Source organism: Parasutterella sp. (genome assembly GCF_057870745.1).
In genome coordinates, this window is the sequence record NZ_DBMALT010000034.1 from 1 (window position 1) to 22,666 (window position 22,666).

The 22,666-nt window shown below is 48.5% G+C and carries 22 protein-coding genes and 1 pseudogene; 9 read left to right on the forward strand and 14 right to left on the reverse strand.

Annotation, left to right across the window (positions count from 1 at the left end; all coding sequences use genetic code 11):
* Window positions 1-374, forward strand: a pseudogene (locus ACZND6_RS09435) (IS1634 family transposase); the annotation flags it as partial.
* 94 nt (window positions 375-468) lie between these two features.
* Here ACZND6_RS09435 and ACZND6_RS09440 read toward each other — a convergent pair.
* Window positions 469-1,032 carry a hypothetical protein gene (locus tag ACZND6_RS09440; protein ID WP_370747984.1) on the reverse strand — a complete coding sequence of 188 codons (564 nt, stop codon included), beginning with the start codon at window positions 1,030-1,032 and terminating at the stop codon, window positions 469-471.
* 23 nt (window positions 1,033-1,055) lie between these two features.
* A complete protein-coding gene (locus ACZND6_RS09445; RefSeq protein ID WP_418571517.1) occupies window positions 1,056-3,851 on the reverse strand; it encodes a heavy metal translocating P-type ATPase in 2,796 nt (931 codons plus the stop codon).
* A gap of 93 nt (window positions 3,852-3,944) precedes the next feature.
* On the opposite strand from ACZND6_RS09445, the gene ACZND6_RS09450 reads away from it, so the two are divergent.
* The 4 genes from ACZND6_RS09450 to ACZND6_RS09465 all read left to right on the forward strand — a co-directional run bounded on the left by ACZND6_RS09450 (window position 3,945) and on the right by ACZND6_RS09465 (window position 8,182).
* On the forward strand, window positions 3,945-4,337 hold the full coding sequence (locus tag ACZND6_RS09450; RefSeq protein ID WP_008811125.1) for a winged helix-turn-helix transcriptional regulator: 393 nt from the start codon (window positions 3,945-3,947) through the stop codon (window positions 4,335-4,337).
* Between the two features lie 71 nt (window positions 4,338-4,408).
* Complete coding sequence (locus tag ACZND6_RS09455; RefSeq protein ID WP_008811124.1) at window positions 4,409-5,617, forward strand: AI-2E family transporter; 1,209 nt, start codon at window positions 4,409-4,411, stop codon at window positions 5,615-5,617.
* A 190-nt stretch (window positions 5,618-5,807) separates the two neighbouring features.
* On the forward strand, window positions 5,808-7,262 hold the full coding sequence (cuyB, locus tag ACZND6_RS09460; protein ID WP_443898213.1) for a cysteate racemase: 1,455 nt from the start codon (window positions 5,808-5,810) through the stop codon (window positions 7,260-7,262).
* Window positions 7,262-8,182: an NAD(P)-dependent oxidoreductase gene (locus ACZND6_RS09465; protein ID WP_293738219.1), complete on the forward strand. Its 921-nt coding sequence runs from the start codon at window positions 7,262-7,264 to the stop codon at window positions 8,180-8,182. Before cuyB ends, ACZND6_RS09465 begins: the two co-directional genes overlap by 1 nt.
* Before the next feature lie 68 nt (window positions 8,183-8,250).
* On the opposite strand, the gene orn is transcribed toward ACZND6_RS09465, so the two are convergent.
* Window positions 8,251-8,829: an oligoribonuclease gene (gene orn, locus ACZND6_RS09470; protein ID WP_300875435.1), complete on the reverse strand. Its 579-nt coding sequence runs from the start codon at window positions 8,827-8,829 to the stop codon at window positions 8,251-8,253.
* Between the two features lie 87 nt (window positions 8,830-8,916).
* Window positions 8,917-9,519: a hypothetical protein gene (locus tag ACZND6_RS09475; protein ID WP_489524603.1), complete on the reverse strand. Its 603-nt coding sequence runs from the start codon at window positions 9,517-9,519 to the stop codon at window positions 8,917-8,919.
* Window positions 9,520-9,672: 153 nt separating this feature from the next.
* Here ACZND6_RS09475 and ACZND6_RS09480 point away from each other — a divergent pair, with 153 nt between their 5' ends.
* The 3 genes from ACZND6_RS09480 (at window position 9,673) to ACZND6_RS09490 (ending at window position 13,114) form a co-directional block, all read left to right on the forward strand.
* Complete coding sequence (locus ACZND6_RS09480) at window positions 9,673-10,941, forward strand: M48 family metallopeptidase (protein WP_300875433.1); 1,269 nt, start codon at window positions 9,673-9,675, stop codon at window positions 10,939-10,941.
* Window positions 10,938-11,846, forward strand: a complete 909-nt coding sequence (gene rsgA / locus ACZND6_RS09485) for a ribosome small subunit-dependent GTPase A (RefSeq protein ID WP_300875430.1) — start codon at window positions 10,938-10,940, stop codon at window positions 11,844-11,846. Before ACZND6_RS09480 ends, rsgA begins: the two co-directional genes overlap by 4 nt.
* A 749-nt stretch (window positions 11,847-12,595) precedes the next feature.
* Window positions 12,596-13,114, forward strand: a complete 519-nt coding sequence (locus tag ACZND6_RS09490; protein WP_293738210.1) for a cyclic nucleotide-binding domain-containing protein — start codon at window positions 12,596-12,598, stop codon at window positions 13,112-13,114.
* Between the two features lie 124 nt (window positions 13,115-13,238).
* Here ACZND6_RS09490 and ACZND6_RS09495 read toward each other — a convergent pair whose 3' ends face one another.
* From ACZND6_RS09495 to ACZND6_RS09535, 9 genes are all read right to left on the reverse strand, one after another.
* On the reverse strand, window positions 13,239-14,525 hold the full coding sequence (locus ACZND6_RS09495; protein ID WP_489524604.1) for an amidohydrolase: 1,287 nt from the start codon (window positions 14,523-14,525) through the stop codon (window positions 13,239-13,241).
* Window positions 14,526-14,653: 128 nt separating this feature from the next.
* Entirely contained in the window at window positions 14,654-15,022 is a 369-nt protein-coding gene (rplS, locus tag ACZND6_RS09500; RefSeq protein ID WP_008811116.1) for a 50S ribosomal protein L19, read from the reverse strand.
* 81 nt (window positions 15,023-15,103) lie between these two features.
* Window positions 15,104-15,853, reverse strand: coding sequence for a tRNA (guanosine(37)-N1)-methyltransferase TrmD (gene trmD, locus ACZND6_RS09505; protein ID WP_489524605.1), 750 nt, complete (start codon window positions 15,851-15,853; stop codon window positions 15,104-15,106).
* 8 nt (window positions 15,854-15,861) lie between these two features.
* On the reverse strand, window positions 15,862-16,386 hold the full coding sequence (gene rimM / locus ACZND6_RS09510; protein WP_008811114.1) for a ribosome maturation factor RimM: 525 nt from the start codon (window positions 16,384-16,386) through the stop codon (window positions 15,862-15,864).
* Window positions 16,387-16,403: 17 nt separating this feature from the next.
* Window positions 16,404-16,664 carry a 30S ribosomal protein S16 gene (gene rpsP, locus ACZND6_RS09515; protein ID WP_008811113.1) on the reverse strand — a complete coding sequence of 87 codons (261 nt, stop codon included), beginning with the start codon at window positions 16,662-16,664 and terminating at the stop codon, window positions 16,404-16,406.
* Window positions 16,665-16,846: 182 nt separating this feature from the next.
* Complete coding sequence (locus ACZND6_RS09520) at window positions 16,847-17,776, reverse strand: electron transfer flavoprotein subunit alpha/FixB family protein (RefSeq protein ID WP_489524606.1); 930 nt, start codon at window positions 17,774-17,776, stop codon at window positions 16,847-16,849.
* Window positions 17,777-17,786: 10 nt separating this feature from the next.
* Window positions 17,787-18,539: an electron transfer flavoprotein subunit beta/FixA family protein gene (locus tag ACZND6_RS09525; RefSeq protein WP_293737875.1), complete on the reverse strand. Its 753-nt coding sequence runs from the start codon at window positions 18,537-18,539 to the stop codon at window positions 17,787-17,789.
* 187 nt (window positions 18,540-18,726) lie between these two features.
* Window positions 18,727-19,917, reverse strand: coding sequence for a nitronate monooxygenase (locus ACZND6_RS09530; RefSeq protein ID WP_293737874.1), 1,191 nt, complete (start codon window positions 19,915-19,917; stop codon window positions 18,727-18,729).
* Between the two features lie 189 nt (window positions 19,918-20,106).
* A complete protein-coding gene (locus ACZND6_RS09535; protein WP_293737873.1) occupies window positions 20,107-20,517 on the reverse strand; it encodes a YqaA family protein in 411 nt (136 codons plus the stop codon).
* Window positions 20,518-20,574: 57 nt separating this feature from the next.
* Between ACZND6_RS09535 and ACZND6_RS09540 the strand changes: the two genes are divergently transcribed.
* Window positions 20,575-21,219 (forward strand): hypothetical protein, encoded by a 645-nt coding sequence (locus tag ACZND6_RS09540; RefSeq protein ID WP_370748005.1) that lies wholly within the window; start codon window positions 20,575-20,577, stop codon window positions 21,217-21,219.
* 200 nt (window positions 21,220-21,419) lie between these two features.
* Here ACZND6_RS09540 and ACZND6_RS09545 read toward each other — a convergent pair whose 3' ends face one another.
* Window positions 21,420-22,628 (reverse strand): porin, encoded by a 1,209-nt coding sequence (locus ACZND6_RS09545; RefSeq protein ID WP_293737871.1) that lies wholly within the window; start codon window positions 22,626-22,628, stop codon window positions 21,420-21,422.
* Window positions 22,629-22,666 lie beyond the last annotated feature (38 nt).

Consider the following 22,666-nt stretch of genomic DNA (forward strand, 5'->3'; position numbering starts at 1 on the left):
GCTTCAGAGTCAGTAAGACATACCTCGAGGCTCGTCCCTGCTTTGTCTGGACCGATCCTCACATCTACGGTCACTTCCTGAGCTGCTTTATCAGCCTAGTCTTTGAAAAGTACATGCTTTATACCTTTAAGAACGAACTGGGCAAAGAAGAGATAACTCACGAGAAGATGCTGGAAGCCTTAAGGACAGCTGAGGTCGTCTATGACGATATCAACCCTCAGGTACCGTTCTATATGAGGCTTTATGAGGTCGGTTTATTTGATCGGATGTCGACACTGTTTAATTTGGAGGTCCTTAACCGAGTTGAGAGTCCGTCAGCCTTAAGGAGGAAACTGCATTTGCCACTAACAAAGGTTGTAGCTACTCCGACGTAAATTTTAGAATTCTGAGAAGCCTGATGGATTCTAGCTTCTCAATGGATAAAGCTAGAATCCACTGTCAAACTCGGGTGTTATTAAAACTGTTGCATCATTTCAGCACCGCCTCTATTTGCATCGGTTTACTCCTTAGTGATGTAAATAGGTCCATGGGCAAGCAATAATCCGCAGGCGACCTTTGAGGGGAGGAAACCTCAAAATCCAATTCTTGAGGCGCGTTGCGTTGCTCTCTAAATTGAATTTGGCAGTTAACCAATAGGAAACTTTTTCCGCTCGACGTGAAAATCCAACCTCTTGGAAGTTGAATGCTGTATAAGATAAAAGGCCGCGGAACGCACGGAAAACTAATTCTTAAGGTGTTCTCTCCTTGACGTAAATACGTCGCCTCTATTCCTGGATCAAATGGACCTAAAATTGACTGATCCTTAAGCCATGAACCAATGACAGTACCTGTAACCCCTGAGACACAGCTCATAGCCGGGAAGTAAATTTTAAGAAACTCTTTCATTTCAAAAGGATCTTCCATATGGTCCCAGCCATATAGCCATAGAATGAACAAAGAAAGCGCCAACAGCAAGTATGTACCAACTGAGATGGCGAAAAATAAAGTAATGAACCTCCCAATCTTCTTTGACTTTTGGTAACCGATCATCATTTGTATCTGTTCCAATAGTTTATTTAGCATGTCACTACCTTATAGCCCTGTTCTGTCACAGCATTCCTTAACTTTTCAGTATCAAAACCTTCCTGAACTGAGACTTTGGCAACTCCATCTTCAAGCGAAACCGACTGTACCGTGATGCCGTCAATTGCGGAAAGTGCTTTGGTAACCGCTTTCACGCAGTGCTCACACGTCATGCCTTCAATCTTGATTGATACGATTTCTTTAGGTGTGGAAATCGCTTCAAAAGACGTCACTTCATAATCTTCCGCTTTGATCGCGTCCGTGAGCTGTTCTTCAGACAAGGCACGATTTGCGCTGACGACAGCACTCTTTTGCTCCAATGAAACATCGGCAGAAACTACGCCCGGAATTTTTTCTAATGCGCCTTTAACTGCTTTGACACAGTGTTCGCACATCATGTCTTCGACGCCTACTTTATAAACGAAGCCCGTTGCGTCCTTTTGTTCAGCCTCAACAGCAACATCGGCCAGCTGCCGGAGTGAGGGAAGCAATACTTGATCAGAAGATTTATCACTGTTTCCTGAATCTCTCAGTACCGGTTTCCAGCCTCTCAAACGAAGCGCGTTCGTTACCACGCTCACGGAGCTCATGCTCATCGCTGCTGCCGCGATCATCGGATTCAGAATCCATCCGAAAGCCGTGTAGAAAACGCCTGCAGCAACCGGAATGCCGATGATGTTGTATATGAACGCCCAGAACAAGTTCTCACGAATATTGAGCATTGTCGAATGAGACAAGGCCGAAGCGTTAACCACGTCAGACAAACGACTCTTCATCAGCACAACGTCCGCCGCTTCAATTGCTACGTCGGTTCCGGCGCCGATAGCAGCACCGACATCTGCTCTAACCAGTGAGGGAGCATCGTTAATGCCGTCGCCCACCATAAGAACTTTCTTTCCTCGAGCCTGAAGTTCGCGAACAACGGCTTCTTTGGCGGCAGGCTTGACTTCGCCTCGAACGTTCTTGATACCGACACGAGTAGCCACGGCACGGGCGGTTTTTTCATTATCGCCGGTCAGCATCCAAACTTCTTTGCCTTTAGCCTGCATGGCTTCAATCGCCTGCTTGCTGTCCGGACGAATCGGATCCGCGATCGCTAACAGTCCGACCATTTTGCCGTCAGCGATGACGTAAAGCGGCGTTTTTCCTTCGTCGGCAAGTCCGTCTGCAAGTTCTTTCGTTTTAGCATCTTCCGAAGAAATCACCGACTTATTGCCGATACGGACTGATTTGCCGTCGCAGGTCCCGGAAATGTTGCCAAGCTGCTGGACAAAGTCAGAAGCTTCCTTCAAAGAAAGATTGAGCGCTTTAGCACCTTCGACAATGGCAGTCGCCAGAGGATGTTCGGATTTCTGCTCAACAGAAGCGACAAGCGTGAGAAGTTCTTCAGGTTTTACGTTCCCGAAAGCTATGACGTCCGTCAGAGAAGGTTTGCCGGAAGTCACTGTTCCGGTCTTATCGAGAACCACGGCATCGACTTTTTCTAAGGATTCGATGGCTTCTGCGCTTCTGAAAAGAATACCGTTTCGTGCACCGCGACCGGTTCCCACCATAATGGCGGTCGGGGTCGCCAAACCTAATGCGCACGGGCAGGAAATCACAAGTACGGAAACAGCAATCTCAAGCGCAAACTCCCAGGAATATCCGCACAACATCCAAACGATGGCAGCAATGATTGCGATGCTGATGACTGTCGGAACAAAGATTCCGCTGACTTTATCTGCTAAGCGGGCGACCGGCGCCTTAGTGGAAGTCGCCTCGTCCACCAATTTAATAATCTGGGCTAAGGCTGTGTCACCGCCGACCTTCGTGGCCCGCATTTCGATATAGCCTTGCGTCAGAAGCGTCGAAGCGGACAGTTCTTCTCCTTCCTTTTTATCTACAGGAATGCTTTCTCCGGTAAGAGAAGATTCATCCAAGGCGCCCGAGCCTTTAACGACAATTCCATCGACCGGCACTCGGCTGCCAGTCTTTAAGACAACGATGTCCCTGACTTGAACGGAACTGACCGGAACTTCCGTCTCTTTGCCATCCTTTAAAACGACAGCTTTATCAGGAACCAAGGACATCAACTGGGAAATGGCGTCCGTCGTCTTATGTTTAGCTCTGGATTCGAAGTACTTGCCCAATGTGATCAGGGCAAGGATCATCGCGGCAGAATCGAAGTACAAGTTGTGCGCGTAATGATGAAGTGTTGCCTCGTCGCCTTGTCCTAATGCATAGAGCATCATGTAAAGCGCAAAGAGTCCGAACAACATGGAGGCCGAAGATCCGATCGCCACAAGAGAATCCATGTTCGGAGATCTTTGCCAGAGCGTCTTAAATCCGACCGTGAAATACTTGAAATTCACAAAGACAACCGGCAGAGCTAAAAGGAACTGTGTCAGAGCATTGATCGGTGCACCCTTTGTTCCGGACATGATTTCCGGAAGCGGCATCCCTACCATCGGACCCATTGCCAGCATCATGAGGATGGCCGCAAAAAAGAGTGAAACGTACAGACGAGTCTTCATCTGTGCGGCTTCCTTTTTGGCCGCCAGCGCGGGATCGACGGATTTAGCAGCAGGAGAACCCGCGGCCTGCTTTTCGCTCGCACCGTAGCCTGCGTCCGTCACCGCCTGAATGATCTGCTCCAGGCCGGTTTTAGTTTCGTCGTAATCGACGGTCATACTGTTTTTCAGCAGATTGACGTTCACGTCTTCAACGCCGGGTACGTGCGACACAGCCTTCTCTACTCGATTAGAGCAGGCTGAACACGTCATTCCGGTGACATCAAAATTCTTCTTCATATTTAATTCCGTTGTCGAACGAAATCATTCTAAGTATTATTATCTTTTACGCAAGAACTTCCGTTTTTGATAGATAGTTACTTTTTAGATACTATGGATAAAGTTAAATCCGAACCCTCTGAAGCTTTTCAGTCTGAAGAGTTCCATTGTCCCGTTGAAGCCACACTCTCTTTGATCGGCGGCAAATACAAAACGCTTATTCTTTGGAACCTCATCGGCAAGACACTGCGCTTTTCCGAACTGCGTCGGCTGATTCCGTCGGCAACGCCAAAAATGCTGACTCAGCAGCTTCGAGAGCTGGAAGATGCCAGACTGCTCATCAGAAAGGTTTATGCCGTCGTTCCTCCGAAAGTTGAATACTCCCTAACGCCGCTGGGAACCTCTCTTCGGCCGATTCTAGAGTCGATGTACGAATGGGGCAGTCAGTACCTGCTCAATCAAGGGACGAAACCTTGCTGTTCGATGAAGAAGCTCCCTAGTGCCTAAAATCAGAACAACTCCGTGTTGCAAAGCACATTTCAACTAAAATTTTCCTAAATCATTTTTTATTGAGAGTCATGCTATTGCCTTCCCTCAGGGACCGTGCCGATTATGTGGTGCGGTTTCTCTTCGGTTCATTCATCGCCATCGGCTGTTTTTTAGTCGTTTGGCCCTTTGCAACAGCGATGTCGGTTGCGGCTGTGATCGCGATCGTCTCTTGGCCTCTCTTTAAACGAGTCCGAAAGGAAGTCGGAGGCAGGAATCTTGTTGCGACACTGATCATGGTGTCCCTGCTGGCCATCCTTATTGTGCTTCCGATTGCCGGATTATCTTTAGTATCGGCCCAGGAAATCCCGACCTTAATTCGTTATGTGCGTGAATGGATTGCCTCTGGCTTTACTGTTCCAGAAGAACTCAAGGAAATTCCCTTTGTCGGTGAATGGGCCTACACACAAGCTGCGCATCTGCTGGGCAATAAAGAGGAGCTCGCCGCCATTGCACAAAAGCTCTTTGATCCTGTGAGCCGCGCGGCTCTTGCAGGTGCCGTGATGTTAGGCGACGGACTTCTCCAGTTATTCCTCATGCTGTTCGTGATTTTCTTCTTCTATCGCGACGGCGAAGTCCTTTCTCAAAAATCTTTGGCACTCTTAACGCGCATGAGCGGCAGCATCGGTGCCGAAGTTCGCGACATTATCGTCAACACAACCCGCAGCGTCGTCTTCGGCATTGTCGGAAGTGCTGCCGGCCAAGGCGTCGTTGCCTTAATCGGCTTCTGGATCGCAGGTGTTCCCGGCGCCATCACATTGGGTGTCGCAGTGTTCGTCTTATCTGCCGTTCCTATCGGGCCTCCCTTAGTTTGGGGTCCTGCTGCTTTCTGGCTCTATTACAAAGGCGAAGTCGGCATGGCGATCTTCCTCGTGCTTTGGGGTTCGCTTGCAGTCTCCAGTGTGGATAACTTCTTAAAGCCGATCCTGATTTCCAAGGGCGCTTCCCTGCCCTTGTCGCTCATCTATTTAGGCGTATTCGGCGGCGTGCTGGCGTTCGGATTCATGGGCATTATTCTGGGACCGGTTGTTATTGCCGTTGGTATTGCGATGAGCAAGACTTGGCTGTCCGTTTCTGCCACGGTCAACGATAAAGACCAGCCGACCGCCAAAACCGAGACCGTTCTTAAGAAGCTGTCTAAAAATTCGATCGAATCCGACATCGTTTCGGACGTCACCGGAGAACAGAGAAGCTCTAACCACCATCATTACAGCCAGCCTAAGAATGACGGACAAAAATAGAGAACGATGTTTTTCATGACCGAAGACTTCGGTTTTTTCGATGATTCTTGCTTTTGAGCCCGTAATATGCGGGCTCAATTCTTTTGTTTCTCCGATGAATGCCTGGCGCCGAAGCTATTAAGGAAAATTAGAGGTGTCAAAACGTTACAGCGGCTCTATACTTATCCGAATCTAACAACGGTGAGTAACTATGAACCATAAAGTCATCGGCATCAGCCAAAGTTTTAGTCCCGCCCCCTTCGTCAGAGCCTTGAAGGAAAGACTCCAATCCACTTTCCTTCCTGACGGTTCACGTCCCCGCATTGAACTTGTAGATCTCGACTGGTCTTCTCCGGATGCAGACGCTCCGAAGTTAGTCCAAGAAGGCGACGTTAAGATTCGCGTTTTGGAAGAGTCGTATCAGCTCATTGAAAAAGGCGCTCAAGTCATCGCACTGTGCAACTTCAGAAACATCAGTTTCTTAAATGAAGTTCAAACAGAAATCACAACTCCTGTGACGGATATCCTTCAGGCCTGCATCGAAGAGCTCAAGAAGAATCCTGTTAAGAAACTCGGTTATCTCGGCCGTCCGGATACAGATAAAGCCAAACTCATTACAGAAACCGTCAGCCGCGAAGTCCCTGTGGAATGGGTTTATCCGAGCGAAGCTATGCTCGAAGTGTTCGACGAACTCGAAAGCGGCTCTCACTGTGCAGTGATTCCCGATCAGAAGAAAGCCTGTGAACTCTTCGGCAAAGTCTGCTCTAACCTTCTGAGCGAAGGCGCCGAATTGGTTTTCCCGACTTGCGTCATGCAGGCATTATTTGCGGCCGCTCTGAAGTCCGAGGGTTACAACGTTTTGGATTCCATGAGCGCCTACGTTTCCTACCTTTGCTTCACCGATTGGGAAAAACTTCCTAAACCCTTCAAGATCGGTATTGTCGGCGGTCTCGGACCGGCTGCCACTGTCGACCTTTACGACAAAATTACTAAGGCAACTCCTGCTAAGAATGACCAGGAACACATCAAAGTTGCCGTCGAACAGAATCCCCAGATTCCTGACCGTACCAAATACCTGCTTCACGGCGGCGTGGATCCCACACTTTCTTTGTATGCCGCTTGCCGCAAGCTCGAGAAAGATGCGGTTGACGCAATCGTGATTGCCTGCAATACCGCGCACGCTTACTTTGAAACCATCGTCCCGCACTTAAGCGTTCCGCTCATCAATATGCAGCAGGTAACGCTCGAAGAGATCCGCGATAAATTCGGACCGGATGTCGTCATCGGCTTGATGGCCACTGACGGAACCATTGAGACAGGCATTTACGGCCGCAAAGCCAAATCCATGAAACTTGCCATGGTCGTTCCTGATAAAGAGCATCAGGCCATGGTCATGGAAGCTATTTACGGTGAAAAAGGCGTCAAAGCCGGCTTTACCGACGGCCACTGCAAAGAAGTTCTGCTTAAAGCTGCCGAGCATTTGGTCAGAGATAAAGGCGCTCAAGCTCTTATTCTCGGCTGCACGGAGCTGCCTTTAATTCTGGAAGAAACTGACAACATCAAGCTCGGAGACGGACATGCCGCCATTGTGGATCCGACCGCTTCACTCGCTCGCCGTGTTGTTAAAGTTGCCGGAGAAATCACAAAAATCAGAGGTGTTCGCTAATGTATTTTCAAGTTAAAGACTATTCCCCGGTTCCTGCAGGAACCAAAGTAGCCTTTATCGGCCTGGGCACAATGGGCTTTCCGATGGCAGGACATCTCCTGCATGCCGGCTGTCAGGTGACTGTCTATAACCGCACAGCCTCCAAGGCCGAAGCCTGGGTAGAAAAATTCGGCGGCAAATCTGCACCCACACCTCGTGAGGCGGCTCAGGATGCAGACGTCGTCTTTACTTGTGTCGGCAATGACAACGATCTGCGCAGTGTGCTTCTCGGAGAAAACGGCGCTTTCGCCGGCATGAAAAAAGACGCCGTCCTCTGGGATGCCACTACGGATTCAGCTGAAGTCGCTAAAGAAATGGCAGCCCAAGCTGAATCTTTAGGACTGCATTTTGTCGATGCGCCGGTTTCCGGCGGCCAGGACGGCGCAGTCAGCGGCAGTCTTACCGTAATGTGCGGCGGAGATGCAGAAATCATTGAACGCGTCAAACCGATTGCGGACGCTTTTGCGTGCTCGATTCGCAGAATCGGACCGGTCGGCTCCGGACAGCTTGCCAAGATGTGCAATCAGATCTGTATCGCCGGCGTTGTTCAGGGCTTAGCAGAAGCGATTGCTTTCGGGCAGACCGCGGGCATCAACATGCACACGGTTCTGGATGTGATCGGTAAAGGTGCCGCTTCTTCCTGGCAGATGCATCGCCGCGGCGACACAATGATTGAAGGCAAGTTTGATTTCGGATTTGCTGTGGACTGGATGCGCAAGGATTTAGGCATCTGCTTAGAGCAGGCCCGCAAGACCGGCGCAGACCTTCCTCTGACCGCACTTGTCGATCAGTTCTATGGTGAAGTTCAGAACATGGGCGGAGGCAGATTTGATACCTCCTCTCTGATTCTCCGGCTCAACAGAGAACCGAAGAAGTCTTAATCGCTTCTAAATAGCGCGAAAGCCTCGGGATTTCCGAGGCTTTCGTGTTTTTGGTTTCATGAAAACGATCAGATCTTCATGATTTCCTGACGATAGAAACGAAGTTCCTCGACGGAATCATAAATATCGGATAAGGCTTCGTGACGGGAAGTCTTCTGATATTTCTTCATTACTTCCGGAGACCAGCGTTTGACGCATTCTTTGAACGAAGAAACGTCGAGGTTGCGGTAATGGAAGAACTGCTCCAGACGCGGTGTCCAGCGTGCCATGAAACGGCGGTCCTGACCGATGGAATTGCCGCACAAGGGGCTCTTTCCTGCCGGCACGTACTTGGAGAAGAAGTCAATAAAGATTTGAGCGGCTTCGTCTTCCGTGACTTTGCTTTCCAGACAGCGATTGACAAGGCCGCTTCGGGTATGTGTAGCGGTATTCCAAGAGTCCATGTTGGAGAGAATGGCAGCATCCTGATGGATTGCGACCACCGGTCCTTCGGCAATCACATTGAGCTGAGGATCGGTAATGACGGCCGCCATTTCAAGGATGCGGTTGATCTGGGGCTCTAGGCCGGTCATCTCCAGGTCCATCCATATCAGATTGTTCTCGTTGAACAGCGGATCTCTTTCGACTCCAAAACCGTTATTGCTCATATTTCTCTCTTTGTATTAATCGATCTTTCGTGGCATTTTAGAACAAACGAAGAGAATCCTAGCTGTCGGAACATCGGATTCAAAGCTCTAGTCGTCTTTATGATGGCCTCTTTTACGCCCGGGGCCGCGATGGTCATCCCAGTCATGACCTTTCGCGGGTCTAGGACCGGCATGCGGGCCACGAGGCGGCGGACGATGATCCCATTGCGGACCCCTATCGTGTTTCGGCCTTGCATGTCTGCCCGGCGGCGGGGGCGGTGGTGCTCCATAGTGTCGAGGAGGAACAGCATGATACCGCGGAGGTGGAGGCGGAGGTGCATAACCTGGGCCGGGAGGTGGCGGCGGAGGAGTGGCACGACGATAATGCTTGTTGTACCAACTGCGTTTCACAAAATACACGGGAGCGCCGCAGGCACCATATTCGGCACAGTAACGTCTCCAATGACGGCGATGATTAGCGGGGACGGTCAGATAAATCGGGGCGCCCGCCAATGCCGCGCCGATCGCTACAATCGGATTGGCATTCCACAAAGAAGGCGTCACGCCTTGGATGGGCAGGACTCCATAGTAGCCGGGCGTTCCGATACCGACGTTAACATTAACATGAACTCCGGCATGGGACGGCAAAGAAACACACACCGCGAGGAATGAGGAAGCCGCCAAGAGCTTCAGGCTTTGAAAGGAAATCATGGTTGACCTCCTTAAGTCTATTGAGTTACCAAAAATCTAGTATATCCACGGCGTTTAGTTCATTGCGATGCTCCGCTCAACTCTGTGCATACTTTGAGCGCACAACACTTAGTCACCTATAATTTTCGGATCAATTTTTTTCTAATCAGAACAATGAACTCAGCAGAAATTTTTGAGATTGTCTTTCTTTTATTTTTATTCGGGAACTTTGTTCTCAAATACTATCTGGACAGACGTCAGGTACGGTCGATTCAGATTAACCGAGGTGCAGTTCCTGCAGCTTTTGCCGGCAAGATTACGTTAGAAGCCCATCAAAAGGCTGCTGACTACTCGGTCGAACGAATCAAATTTGGTCAGCTGGCACGAATCACAGATTTAGGTTTTGTCTTGATCGCCACTATCGGAGGATTGATCCAATGGATTTACGGAGAAGTTTCAGGCTGGCTCGGCGGAGATACCTGGGCACAGATTGTCATTATCATGTGCTACGGCTTTCTTTCTTCTTTGATCGACCTGCCCTTCTCTTGGTATTCCACTTTCAAGATCGAAGCGAAGTATGGCTTTAACACCACTACTCTTGCTCGTTTTATCAAAGACTTGCTTTTATCAGCCGTATTAAGTTTAGTTCTCGGTATTCCTATTCTTGCCGCGGTTCTTTGGATTTGGAATGCTGCAGGCGAATTCTGGTGGTTCTGGGCGTGGCTTGCCTACATCCTCTTTATTCTTGCCGTGCAGTGGATCTATCCGACGTTTATCGCTCCGCTCTTCAACAAATTCACGCCGCTGCCTGACGGAGAACTCAAAACTCGACTTGAAGGGCTGCTCAGCAGAATCGGCTTTGCTTCTAAGGGGCTGTATGTGATGGATGCATCAAAGCGCAGCGCCAAAGGCAATGCTTACATGACGGGCTTCGGAAGAAATAAACGCATCGTTTTGTTTGACACTCTGCTCAACAAGATGACGCCGGAAGAAACCGAAGCCGTCTTAGCCCATGAACTCGGCCACTATAAGCTGCATCACATCTACAAGATGATGGCATTCAGCTTTGCTTTCTCTCTGCTTTTCTTCTGGATTCTGTCGGTTCTTGCCGACTGCTCTTGGTTCTACGAAGGCTTAGGAGTCACGCTCTCTCACGGAGCCAGCCACGGCGTTGCCTTAATTCTTTTCTCGATTGCCGTACCGGTTTTCTTGTTCCCGCTCGCTCCGCTGACAAGTCTTTTCTCGCGCAAGCATGAGTTTGAAGCCGATGCATTTGCTGTTCGCTACAGCAACGGAGGTGCCCTCATTAGTGCGTTGGTAAAACTTTTCTCCGACAATGCGGCTACGCTGACACCTGACCCGCTGTATTCGGCCTTCTATTCTTCCCATCCGGATGCCGCGATCAGAATTGCAACGATCCAAAAAGAAATGAGCAAAGCATGAAAGAGCAGGTTTGGTTTAAAGCGCGTGTGATTTCTTCCCACGGCCGTCACAGTTTTGTTGAGAAAGAAGACGGTACGGTGCTTGAAGCAACCCGCAAGGGTAAAAAGGTTGACCTGGCTGTCGGTGATATTGTCGACTGTCTTCAAACATCGGCTGAACAAGTCTCAATTCAAAAAATCGAACAGCGGCGCTCCCTGCTCTATCGCAGTGATGAACTTAGAACCAAACCGCTTGCTTCCAATATCGATCAGGTCGCGGTTGTCTTTGCGACACGGCCTTCTTACAACCCGCATTTCATTTGGAAGGCCATGCTGGCAGCGGAAACCGCGGACATTCATATTCTGATGATCCGCAACAAAACGGACTTCACAGAAGACGAGCCGACTGTCCGACCGTTCATCAACCAGCTCAAAGAGCTCGGAGCCGAGGTTGTAGAAGTATCTGCAACCAAGGATCCCGAGGGCACGGTTAAGAGGCTGGAGCCGCTTTTTAAAGGCAAGGTGACGCTTTTAATCGGTCAGTCCGGCATGGGCAAATCCACCATCTTGAATTTGCTCGTCAAAGACGCTGATCAAAGAACTCAGGAATACTCGGTTGCTTTAAATCTCGGCAAACAGACAACTACTGCCGCCCGCTGGTTCAACTATGAAGGCGGCGCCATTGTCGACTCCCCAGGCTTCCAGGAATTCGGCCTGTCTCATTTAACGTTAAACGACATCATGCGCGGTATGCCGGAGATTCGGGATCGCGTGGAGTACTGCCGGTTTACCAACTGCCGGCATTTAAATGAACCCGGATGCGCCGTTAAGGCGGCGGTCGAAAAAGGAGAAATCGATCCTGACCGTTATGCCTTTTACAAGGAACTTGCCGTAAAAGCGATTGCTGCAGAAAAGAACAATTATTGAGATCGTCATTAACTCACGTTTGAGCCGGACGCGTCCGGCTTTTTCTTTGCCTAAAAGGAAGTCGTCCAACAAGACTCGAACTATCCGGAGAGAGGTAGTTTTGAGTTGAACAGAGAACCGATTTCAACCTATAGGTTCCCTTAAATAACAAGATCTCGCGTAAAAATGTGATTTTTGTTCGAACAATAACTAAAGATACCTAATTTTAGGTATTACAGGAAATGAATTGAAAGTTTGTCAAAACAACAAGTTAGTAGGACGAAAAAGATAAGCAAGGTAACTGTCAAGGCACCCACAACCAAAATAGTTCTCAACCCTATTAACCTTATCTCGACGCTTATTAAGCGGACAAATATTTGTTATACAAATCAAAAAGTCTTGAAACTCTTGTGATTATTACCTTACCAAAATAGTTTTAATCGGACAAATCAAATTTTTCGATTAGCTGACGAAGAGAATTACATTCGATTTACATTTAATTACAAATTCATTTCGGGTATTTTTAAAGAAAAGCAGATTCGTTTCAAATAATTGCGAAGCCAGTAACGACGGGCGTTTTAGGAGTAATCCCTAAATCTTTTTCCTAATAATCTCCTATGTAACTCTACTTATATAACGTATTTACGGTATACAAAAATATGGGTTTCTACTTGCTCACCTCGGGAATTCCCGATATGATGACTTCATCGTAAACGAAAACAAACAAAGTTTTCAGCAAGGGATTCAAAAAGTTACATAGGAGAAACAAAATGTTAAGAACACGTCGCACACCGAAAGACAGAGCCGCTTTCCCGACCGAATTACCGTCCGGACTCAGAATTCCCGCCGGTGTCTCTCCTGAAACCTATGCTTCTCACCGAGACATTTTATCCGTCCTGCTTCTTCGCTTCATGACCAGCCGCCTTCGCGCAATGTATCAGGCCTATGACGGCGACCTGACGCTCTGCTTAGTTCTCGGCGAAATCGCTTCCCGCAATACAGAACGCTTCTACGACGAACGCCGCGGCTACCAGCCTGCTTCGTTCAACGGTCAGAGACAGTACCTTCCCTGCAACGCCCTCTCGATTTCGGACGTTACCGGCATTCCTCGTGAAACTGTTCGTCGTAAACTCGCTAAGCTCGTCGACCTGGGATGGATTGAAAAGACACCTGACGACATGTATGTCATCACCGACCGTATCGGTACCGTCTTCGCCGCCTTTGACGACAGTCAGACATACGATCTGATGAGAACCAGCGATCAGATCAAGAACGTTCTTCAAAGTTAGTTGACTTAGAAGTAGCTGATTTTTTCCAAAGCTTGAAATAATTGACCTCCGAGATTCGGAGGTCTTTTTTATGCGTCATTCGACGGAGAACTGCTCAGCCTATTGAAGCTTCCGCACTTCCCTGTCAGTCGCTGGCGTTTCTTTCAGCCAAGTACCTCGTTAGTATTTCGAAAGCTGCCGGAAGAGTTTTGTCATCCTGAATCGAAAAATCTCCTTTGTGGTGACCCTGGTGGTTGCAGCCAAACAAGAAATATCCGGCTTTTCCGCCGTGCTCCCTGACTCGCCTGATCAGCCAAGTGCAGTCCTCTGAGGCAGGAACGAAGCTGATGAATTTCGTTCTTTCTACTAAATCCGTCTTCTCAGCAATTTTGGCAAGTCGAGCCAATACATCCGGATCTGTTTCCAGATTCGCGGCGGAACCGACTATCTCGATTTTTGCCTTGACGTCAAAAGCTGCTTCGGTACCTCGAACAATGCGCTTAACATGGTCAACCATGAATGCATCCAACTCGCTCGTTGCACCGCGGGTTTCAATTTCCATACGAGCATGAGCCGGGATCACGTTTCGACTTTCTCCGGCTTCGAGCCTTCCGACGCAGACACGTGTTAATCCGCCGCTGTGTCTTGGAATTCCGGCGATTAAGGTAGCAGCATTGCATGCTGCCAACAGCGCACTTTTCCCAGCCTCGGGATTTGAGCCGGCATGAGCCGGAGCGCCTTCAAAGCTAACGTTTAGTTTTGTCGTCGCGAGGTAGCCGCCTTCACAGATGCCGACTTCTCCTAACTTACACTCGGACCCGATGTGAAAGCACACAATTTCGTCGACGTCGTCAAGAGCTCCTCCGGCAGCCACTGCTAAGCCGCCTCGGACGCCTTCTTCGGCCGGTTGAAAAACGAATTTGATTTTGCCTGAGAGACGCTCTCTGTTTCGAGCTGACCATTCGGCCACCGCCAACAAAATCGCAGTATGTGCATCATGGCCGCAGGCATGCATCACGCCGGGAATTTCGGAAACATAATTGCCTTTGACTGCTTCATGTTCTGCCGCAGAAGTTTCTTGAACCGGTACCGCATCTAAGTCAGCACGGATTGCAATGGTAGGGCCGGGGTTACCGGTATCTAAAATTCCGACGATTCCGGTATAACCTCCTGTCTTCTCGATAAAACTTTGAGGAACTCCGTGCTCTAAAGCTCTTTCTATCGCCTTATTCACTAATTTCTCGTCTCGTCCTTGAACAGACGAAATATCCAAGAAATCAATACCTAATTGATATTCGATTCCAAGACGCTCCAGCCGATCAGCAACATAGGACGTCGTTTCGAACTCTGTCCAGCCAAGCTCCGGGCGTCGATGAATATGTCTTCGATCCTGAAGCATCTGATCGATCAAATCGGAAGACTTATCGTTCATTTTTCATCTCGCAAAAATAATGTCCTGCCAAACCTGTTGCAGCACATTATGCACCTTGAAATGCTCATGAAAAAACCTCGCCAACCGAAGCTGACGAGGTTTTTCTAATTCGGAGATCCGAATACCGATTAGGCCTTGCGAACCAGTTTTTCTTTGATTCGAGCAGCTTTACCGGACAGATTGCGCAGGTAGTAGAGTTTGGCGCGGCGGACGTCACCGTGGCGCTTAACTTCGATGCTGGCAATCAACGGAGAATAGAGCTGGAATGTACGTTCCACACCTTCACCGCTGGAAATCTTACGAACGGTGAAAGCAGAGTTCAAACCGCGGTTGCGAATGGCGATGATAACGCCTTCGAAAGCTTGAACACGCTTGCGGGAACCTTCAACGACGTTGACGTTAACGACAACGGTGTCGCCGGGGTTCATTTTCGGGAAGGTTTTGCCTTCAGAAAGACGGGCAATCTCTTCTTTTTCAAGTGTTTCAATCAAATTCATTTTTGTCTCCAATGACCATCTTCATGCAGCTCTGTTATCTCTTAAACTGCAGAGAGGATGGATTTTAAAAATCGGAACGTTTTACGATTCCGTACTCTCTTTAATGTTTCGCAGAACTCGCTCATCCTCACGGGTCAGCAAATTCTTCGAGCGCGATATTTTAACCAAATCCGGACGCGTTTGGGCGGTTATTTGTAACGCCTGTTTGCGTGTCCATGCCCGGATATTTTTATGGTGCCCGCTCAACAGCACTTCCGGAACCGGCATATCGCGCCAAACCTCCGGCCGTGTGTAATGCGGAGCATCCAAAAGACCTGTAGAAAAAGACTCGTCGGAAGCCGACAAATCCTTAATCGCGCCGGGAAGCTGACGGATTACCGCATCCATAAGCACCATTGCCGGAAGCTCACCGCCGGAGAGAACATAGTCTCCGATCGATAGGGTCTCATCGACATAGGTATCCAGGAACCTCTGGTCAATGCCTTCGTATCGGCCGCAAATCAGAATCAAATCCTGATTGTCTTCGGCCAATGAACGCACTTTGTCGTCATTGAGCGTTTTGCCGGAAGGCGCAAACGCAATAACTTTGCCGTAGTTGCCGTCCTTGCGGATAGCATCCACTGCGTCAGCCAACGGTTCTGCCAACAGAACCATGCCCGGGCCACCCCCAAAGGGTCGATCGTCTACGGTCTTATGCGCATCAAAAACAAAATCACGCGGGTTCCAGCACTTCAGCTGCCAAAGTCCAAGCTTGGCAGCCCGAGCGGTTATACCGAACTTCTCTATAAGAAGCGGCATTTCCGGAAACAGCGTGACGATGTCAAAACGCATAATGCGGTTTAATCCCAGGACGGATCCCAGTCCACAACGATCTTCTTCGCCTCAACGTTCACTTCTGCCAAATAATCTTCAACAAAAGGAATGAGAACTTCTTTACCGTCGGCGCGTTTGACATTCAGAATGTCGTGAACACCGTTGTCGATCATGCCCTTAACTTGGCCGATGCTCTGCCCTTCTTTATTGACGACTTCGCATCCGATCAAATCGACCCAGTAGTATTCGTTCTCTTCGGCTTCAGGAAAATCCTTACGGTAAAGGGCCACTGCACCGCGAAGCGCCGCCGCATCCTCAGGCGTATCGATGCCTTGGAATTTTGCGACGATACCGGCGCCGTGCAGTTTTGCTTTTTCAAGTTCCACGGGTCTGACTTCACCGTCAGGAAGGACATGCTGCCAGTGTTTGGAACCTAAAAGCGCAGACGTACCCTGAAAAGGCTGGACGCGAACCCAGCCTTTTAGCCCGTAGGCACCATGCAAAGCGCCGAGCACAATAGGCTCGGCGCCGGAATTCTTCTCGTTAGTCACAAACGGTCAGAAATCAATTAAGCAGCAGGAGCAGCTGCCTTTTTGAATTCTTTGTAGAGACGAGCAACGGTGTCGCTCATCTGTGCGCCGTTAGCAACCCAAGCGTTCAAAGAAGCTTCATTGATGGAAAGACGGGGAGCAGCACCGGATGCCATCGGATTGTAGAAGCCGATACGTTCATTGAAACGACCGTCACGGCGGTTGCGGGAGTCGGTCGCGACGATGTTGTAGAAGGGGCGCTTCTTGGAGCCGCCGCGAGCCAGACGGATAACGACCATATTAAGTTACCTCAAAAAATTTATATTCTAAAAAGTTTAAAAATTAGGCTTCTAACGCCTGAAAACACGTGATTTTATCCTAATTTTTTCAATTAAACAAACGGGTTGCATCCGTTTTGTTACTCAGTGCAAACGAAAAAGCGGCTGTTGTCAACCGCCTTTTGCTTGAGCCTTAGTGTCGACTAAAGCTTTGCTTCCAGTTCGCGAATCACTGTCATTGCATCACCGACTAAGCCGTAATCGGCGACATCAAAGATAGGAGCTTCAGGATCTTTGTTCACAGCCACAATGACTTTGACGTCTTTGATACCGGCAATATGCTGAATGGCACCGGAAATACCGAAGCCGATATAGAGGTCAGGAGCAATGATCTTACCGGTCTGACCGATCTGCCAATCGTTCGGAGCAATACCGGCGTCGACTACAGCGCGGGTCGTACCGACGGCTGCGCCGAGTTTGTCGGCCAGTTTGCCCATTTCCGCAAATTCGGCTTCATCCACTAAACCACGGCCGCCGGCTAAAACGATCTTGGCGTTCTGCAAGTCAGGACGATCGCTCTTTACTTGTTCGCTGCGAACGAAAGTCACTTTAATCACAGGAGAAGCGGGAACCACTCTTTCAAGTTCGGCCTTACCTTCTCCGGTCGGAGCGGCATCAAATGCGGTAGCGCGGACCGTTAAAACAACTTTGGGGTCGAGCGCGCGCACGGTTTCAATGACAGAACCAGCATAAATCGGACGCTTAAATGTTTTGGCGTCAACGACTTCCGTGATTTCGGAAATCTGAGCAACATCTAATACGGCGGCAACTCGCGGAGCGGCTGCTTTACCGGCAGGGTTGGCGACGAAAAGGAAGTAATCATATTCCTTTGCCACTTCTAAGACGGAAGCGGCAAGATTTTCGGGCAGTTCTTCGGCAAAGTAAGGAGCCTCGGAAAGCAGCACGCGGCGAATACCGTTGATTTTGGCTGCTTCTTCTGCGAGCTTCCCGCCTTCCTGAGCGGCGATCATGATGTCGATGTCGCCGCCGATCTTTTGAGCAGCGGTGACCAAAGAATAAACCGCAGGGTTCAGAGCGGCATGATTATGTTCTGAAATAACTAAAACGGCCATGTTTCGCTCCTTAAAGTACCTTCGCTTCGTTCTTCAGTTTGTCGATGAGTTCGTCGACGTTGGCAACTTTGCGGCCGACTTTGCGAGCTGCAGGCGCTTCATAGCCGACAACTTCAACGTGCGCACGAAGATCGGGGCACAGAGCAGAAGCCTGGACGACTTCCTGCGGCTTGCGCTTGGCTTTCATCATCATCGGCAGCGTGACATAGCGCGGAGCGTTCAATCTCAGATCAGCAGTCACTACAGCCGGAAGCGTGAGATCGAGAACTTCATAGCCGCCGTCGATCTCGCGTGTAACTTCGAGTTTGCCTTCCTTCATCACGGCAGCAGAAGCGTGGGTTGCCTGCGGATATTCGCAAATGGCGGCAATCATCTGACCGACTTGGTTAGAGTCGTTGTCCACGGCCTGTTTGCCGCAGATGATCAGATCAGGATTGACCTGTTTGACATAAGCGCTGATGAGCTTGGCAACGTTCAGAGGTTCTGCTTCAAAGGGCTTGTCCGTCTGAATGAGAACGCCCTTATCGGCACCCATAGCAAGGGCCGTGCGCAATGTTTCCTGAGACTTTGTATCGCCGACGGACACTGCGATCACTTCGTTGGCAATGCCCTTTTCTTTCATTTGAACGGCCTGTTCGAGTGCAATTTCGTCGAACGGGTTCATCGAGTGTTTGAGGTTAGCGACGTCGAGTTTGCCGTCAGGTCCGACTTTGACCTTAATATTGGCGTCGACCACCCTTTTGACAGGGACAAGAATTTTCATTTATTTCTCTAATGTTAGATTACATTCGGTGGATTATAGCGATTGAAGCCTCGCTGAATTTTTTCAGGCAAAACGTTTTGAGCGAATTGCATGCACAGGGGAGCTTAGCTTTTGAGGATGAAACCGAGCTTATCTTGCGAAAGAAGCGCTCGAAACTTTGGCGCCTCTTTCCTGATTATCAATTTGTTTAGGCCAATCGATAGTCGTTGAAGATTTGTTCGGCCGTCGGAAGAACCCACTTCCCGTCTTGACCTCTAACCGTTGTCGTCTTGAGCCTGCTGACGCTCGTACCGCACGTCCACACTTTGTAATTGCGCATATTCGTGCACAAGCAGCATTTGGTCTTCTCGGACGAGTTTTCCAGCCACTCTTTAAGGTATGGACAACTTCCGTGCGAAAGCATATAGCCATAAGACTCACAGTTCGGCCGATTATTGGCGGTTAACGCCGGAGAGTTTTTAAGCATTCTCATGAGATATCCGGTCGGAGAAGCATGGTTGACTTCAACGTCTTCGTCTTTTGCGTCGATATAGACTTGTTTGACCGGATCGGGAAGACCGCTTTCCTGAGCAATCGTGAATCTAGTCGCTGCTTGAATGCCGGACGCGCCGGTCTTTTTCATTAAGTCAACGGCTTCCTTCCCGGAAAATATTCCGCCGGCACCGAGCACAGGAACGTTTAGTCCGGTATCTTTCACGAGCTTGACGACATCTTTAACGATATCTTCCAGCTTGAAGTTTCTCCAATCCTCGCCGAAACCTAAATGTCCTCCGGCCAGCGGGCCTTCAACAACCACATAATCCAGTTTGCGTCCGATGAATGCCGTGCGTTTCATGAAGAGGTTCAGCGCTCTAGCCGAAGAGACAACCAATCCGAAAAGCGCGTCATTGAACCGAGGATTGTCCTGCATCAGTTTCAAGCTTGAAAGATGCAGACCGGCAGACATCGTAATACCGTCGACACCGGCATCCAATGCTGCATTCAATCGAGCCCTCAGCGTGGCGATCGGGTCGTTCATAGTGAGCTTTTCCATGCAATTCACAAGAACCAGACCTTTACCGGTTGCCTTTTCCATCACATCGGAAAAATATTGTTTTGAGACTCTGGACAGAGCCTCCAAGTTGAACTTTTCTTCCGTCTTGTCTGCTTCTTCAATCATTGACTTGAATCGGATTGTCTTCTCTTTTGTGAAATGTGTTCCGATTTCGCGATCTGCAACATCCGGCAGCATAGCGTCAGAAAGATGAGCCATTCCTCCAAGCTTCTCAATCGCCAATACGAGATTTGCTGTCGAAATATTGGTTCCCATTCCGCCGACCATCAGCGGCAAAAAGTCACGTCCCTTAAAAGAAAGACGAAAGTCGTCCAAACACTGCATACCAAAATCTCCTATTACAAAAGTACGCAGATTCAATATAGGCGGGTGTTAGTTTCTAAAAATCTTCATTTTTTAAGGAGATATCCTAAAAATTTGATTCGTTTTACCAAGACAGTTAGGTGTATAAGGACTCGAGGCTGCAGGTGTTTTTCCCAAAGAATTAACGATCTTCTTTTAGAGTCTTCCAGCTTAAGAAAACATATGCAGCGAAACCGCAGCCAAAACTAAGTAGCGGGCAAACTTACCGAGGAGAATCAGCAAAAAAGAGCGCCAAAAGCTAATTCTCAGCCAGCCCGCGCCGAGGCAGAAGCCGTCGCCAACGATAGGAAGCCAAGAAAAAAGCAGTGTTATCGGTCCGTATTTTTTTAGCAGTTCCAGACTTCTAGCTTCCTGCTTCTTATTCGGGATGAGTCTCCCCATCCCATAGGTTATTAATGCGCCTAATGTATTTCCTGCCGTCGCGACAAAGACAACGATCCATAAATGCGTCTGAAATTCGTGCATTCCGAAGACTACCAGTGCCTCGCTTCCGCCGGGTAAAACGGTAGAAGAGATTAATGCACTCGTAAATAGCGTCCAAAGGTAGGCAGTAAAAGACAAAACGTTCCTTAGATCGTGTAGATTATGTAAATCTTTCTAACAAACTGACAGTACAACATGGCTCAGTCCGCAGATCTTAAAGCCAAAATTGAGGGACTTAATAAAGTTTTTCAGTTTTATTACAAAGAAAATTTCAAAACACTGAGAAAAGCGACGGATTTCTACATTCCTTGGTTTATCGGAAGAAAAAAACGCCTGGAAGAATTTCAAAAACAGTACATTCCCTTCTCGGTTGCTCTCTTTTTAGAAGGCGTTCGCAACAGCACGCTGAAGATGGAAGGCGAGCCGAATGAGGAACTCATCGAGGCCCTCCGCACTAAGCTGCTGCATAAGAGCTTCAAACCGGACTTCGATGAATATTGGAATGTCATTGAGTCGACACTCGAAAGAAACCCCGAGAACCCTAAAGAAGTCTCGGACGCCGTTTCTGCTCTGCTGATGTTCAAACTTTACGGTCCTAAAGCTTCCGAACCTATGCCGGAAAAACTGGACTCTCAGCGCCATACAATCGCCTCGGAATTCCAAGTCGGCAAGATCCACTACCAGTATTCCCGCGGAGCACGCATTGCATTAGAACGCCTGCTTGATCCGAAGTTTGATCCCGAGTTTGTTCCACGAGCAACTCATGATCCCAAGACACTAAACACTGTGATCGCAAAAGAAGAAATTCCTTCTCCTGAAGAGAACAAAACGCCCCAATAGCATTTGCCTTTGTAGTAGTGACGAAAATAACGTTTACGTTACATAGTAAGACGACACCCCTTTCATTTGGGATGTCGTCTTTCATTGCAGATTTAGACAATATATCTGTGTATGAACCGTTCTTTCTGAGATTCGGAAAATAGATAGCTAGTTCCTTAGAAGAGGAACCTGATGCGTTATCTTCCAACCCAATCATTCCATTAGAACATATGAACGAGAGAAGCAAGTACTGTGGTCGTCTTATCTTTTAATCGTCCCGTTTCACTGGAGTTTTTAAATTTGTATTTAGCTAAGCTAGTTCCTGCAAGAGCGTATAGCATGGTACGTTTTGAAAACGGGTAGAGATACCCGACCGACAACACCCCTGAGTCAAGCTTCATCCTCACGTTAGAACCATATGCGGAACTCAAATAAGTACTGGCTGTTTTAGCGTGTGAATATTGGAACTGAAACTTCAAAGTACCATGGTAGAAGGGTATGTCCGTGCCCAACAAATAAGAGCCGCCTATAAAGCCTTGAGCTTCTGCAATTTTCTGTGAGACAAGATTAGGGTTAAGGCCGCTTATTCCAGAAAGAAAGTAGTTGTTTACGCCAAGGAACCATTGAGAGTGTGCGACATACTGTGCTGCGGCGAATAATTTAAATTTTTTAAAGTCATAATTTCCGCCGAATTTTAGAGTGTATGAATCATCCAAGTTTCGCTTAAAGTTTTGGTATTTAAAGTCGGCTTGTTTTGTGTAGTCAGCCACAGCTACTAATTGCAGGGCTCCTAATTTGAAAGTCGCTCCGATAGCTGTGTAACGGTTGTTCTCAGAACTTTTTTCGTGCTCTTCTCCGTTTACATTAAAAGAGTACTGAGCGTACAACTTTAAGCCGGAAAGATTAGGCGAAACAAGAGTTATGGTGTTATCCATTCTCCCGTAACTTTGAGATAGGCGAGTGGTAGTTCCCCCATAAGTACTCCAGCCTCCCCAGAAATTATCTGCGATAGGATGGAAGATGCCATATGAGCCATAAATGCTACCTAAGCTGCAGACTCTTCCCAAAGCAATACGTCCGTAGTCTGATTCATAATAAATTTGAGATTCACGTCCAAAGGCTGAGTTAGCTCCCATTGAGGAAGAGCCGTCATCCATATTCAAACCAGCCTCTAAAACAAAGCCTACTTTATTGCCCGCCCCCAAATCTTCCTGTCCTTTAATACCGACTCTTGAGCCGGAGAACTGACTTCCCTTCATTTGAAGGATGTTAGTGGTCTTGTTTTTATGGGGAAGTTTTTTGTAGCTCAGAGATTTGTGTTCGTAGTTAACACCAAGGTCTAACAAACCATAAAGAGTCACCTGCGAAGCAAATGCGAATGAAGAAGAACCTAACAGAATAGGTATCAGCATCAGCGACAATTTGTTCATAATTTTCTCCTGGGACGGAGGCTTAAAAATTTATAAGC